Origin of the sequence: Actinomadura sp. HBU206391 (assembly GCF_014323665.1) — a bacterium.
Lineage (GTDB): Bacteria > Actinomycetota > Actinomycetes > Streptosporangiales > Streptosporangiaceae > Actinomadura_C.
The window spans coordinates 1-1,633 of the sequence record NZ_JABVEB010000519.1 but is presented as its reverse complement, the minus strand read 5'-3'; the positions used below and the strand labels follow the sequence as shown (position 1 = coordinate 1,633).

General features: G+C 66.6%; 2 protein-coding genes and 1 pseudogene. 2 read left to right on the top strand and 1 reads right to left on the bottom strand.

The annotated features are described in order from the left end of the window. A pseudogene (locus HKK72_RS39030) lies at positions 1-440 on the bottom strand (sensor histidine kinase); the annotation flags it as partial. 236 nt (positions 441-676) lie between these two features. On the opposite strand from HKK72_RS39030, the gene HKK72_RS39025 reads away from it, so the two are divergent. Together HKK72_RS39025 and HKK72_RS39020 are read left to right on the top strand one after the other, a co-directional pair. After that, positions 677-1,267: a carboxymuconolactone decarboxylase family protein gene (locus HKK72_RS39025; RefSeq protein WP_187239397.1), complete on the top strand. Its 591-nt coding sequence runs from the start codon at positions 677-679 to the stop codon at positions 1,265-1,267. Then, positions 1,264-1,633: sigma-70 family RNA polymerase sigma factor (locus tag HKK72_RS39020; protein WP_187239396.1), on the top strand; the 370-nt coding region annotated here is incomplete at its 3' end. The genes HKK72_RS39025 and HKK72_RS39020, both read left to right, overlap by 4 nt.

The following is a 1,633-nucleotide window of genomic DNA, read 5'->3' as shown; positions in this document are numbered from 1 at the left end:
ACGACACCGAGGAAGATCGCCAGTATGGAGTTGGCGTACCAGGGAATCGCCGGAATCGCGGTATAGATGATCCAGGGGCCGTCCGGCCGGAAGACCTTGTACGCCCTGACGGTCATGCAGCCCTCCAGACCGGCCGGCGGGCACAACGTCCGATAGGCGCTGAACTCTGTCGTCGCTGGAAGAAAGGTCGCCATCAGCGGCTTGCCGGCGAGCTGCGGGGTCGCCGCGACGACCCTCCCATGCGGGTCCCGGACCTGGATCGCCTCATCGGCGTTCTGGACCAGCGTGCTGGGGAGCGCACCCTGTTTGAAGTGGTGCTGCACCTGGTCGATGGCCCCCATGATCTGCTGCTGTCCATGGCGGGCGGCGCTTTCGCGCACGGCGATCACCACGAGCGCACCGACAACGAGACAGAACAGCGCGGCGAAGGCGCCGGCCACCAACGTGATCCGGGCCTGCAGAGATTGATTCCCGCTGGGCACCTCACCCCCGGAGATGAAGTCACGACCTCCTCAAAGCATGGGCCGACACTGGGTCAAACCATCCTCACATCGTGACAAAGAGAACCTCGCGTTCTCTCAATCAGCGCGACAGACCCTGTCCACGTGCGACGTGTCACGTTCGCGCGCCCGGCGGTGTCTTGATGCCGAACAGGAGAACGTACAGGGAGGACACCATGGCGCCACGCGTTCCGAAGACGGAGCTCACCGGGTTCACCGGCCGCATGATCAAGCGCTTCAGCCGCAAGATGTTGGGCGACGTGCCCGAGCCCGTCGAGGTGATGTGGCACAACCGCAAGGTCGTCAAGGCCACCCTGCGGCTCGGGGGCAAGGCGAGCAAATGGGATGCGGCCGACGAGAGCCTCAAGTCGTTCGCGCACATGGCCGTCGCGGCACAGGTCGGCTGCGGCTGGTGCCTCGATCTCAGCTACTTCCAGGCGCAGAACGAGAACCTGGACATGGCCAAGGCGAGCCAGGTGCCGCGCTGGCGGGAGTCGGAGGTGTTCACGCCGCTGGAGCAGGACGTGCTGGAGTACGCCGAGGCCATGACGAACACGCCGCCGACCGTCACCGACGAGCTGTCCGCACGCCTGCTCGACCGGCTCGGCCCGGCGGCGATGGTTGAGCTCACCGTGTTCATTGCACTTTCCAACTTCGCGACCAGGAGCAACACGGCGCTTGGGATCGAGTCGCAGGGCTTCTCCGCTGCGTGCGAGATCCCCCTGGCCGCGCGCCCTGAGAGTTCCGGCGTAGCGTTGACGCCATGACCGACGACCCGTTCGTCGCCCATCGCAGCCTGCTGTTCACGGTCGCCTACGAGATGCTCGGGTCGGCGGCCGACGCGGAGGACGTGCTGCAGGAGGCCTGGCTGCGGTGGGCCGACGTAGACCACTCGCAGGTGCGTGACCCGCGGGCGTACCTCATCCGGGTCGTGACGCGGCAAGCGCTCAACCGCCTGCGAACGTTGTCGCGCCGCCGCGAGGAATACGTCGGCGAGTGGCTGCCGGAACCGCTGCTGACCACCCCCGATATCGCCGAGGACATCGAACTCGCGGAGAGCGTCTCGATCGCGATGCTGACCGTGCTGGAAACGCTCGGGCCGACGGAGCGGGCGGTGTTCGTGCTCCGCGAGG

Excerpts from the sequence above, each read along its gene's own strand:
- HKK72_RS39025 (WP_187239397.1), top strand. The coding sequence starts at position 677 with ATGGCGCCACGCGTTCCGAAGACGGAGCTCACCGGGTTCACCGGCCGC.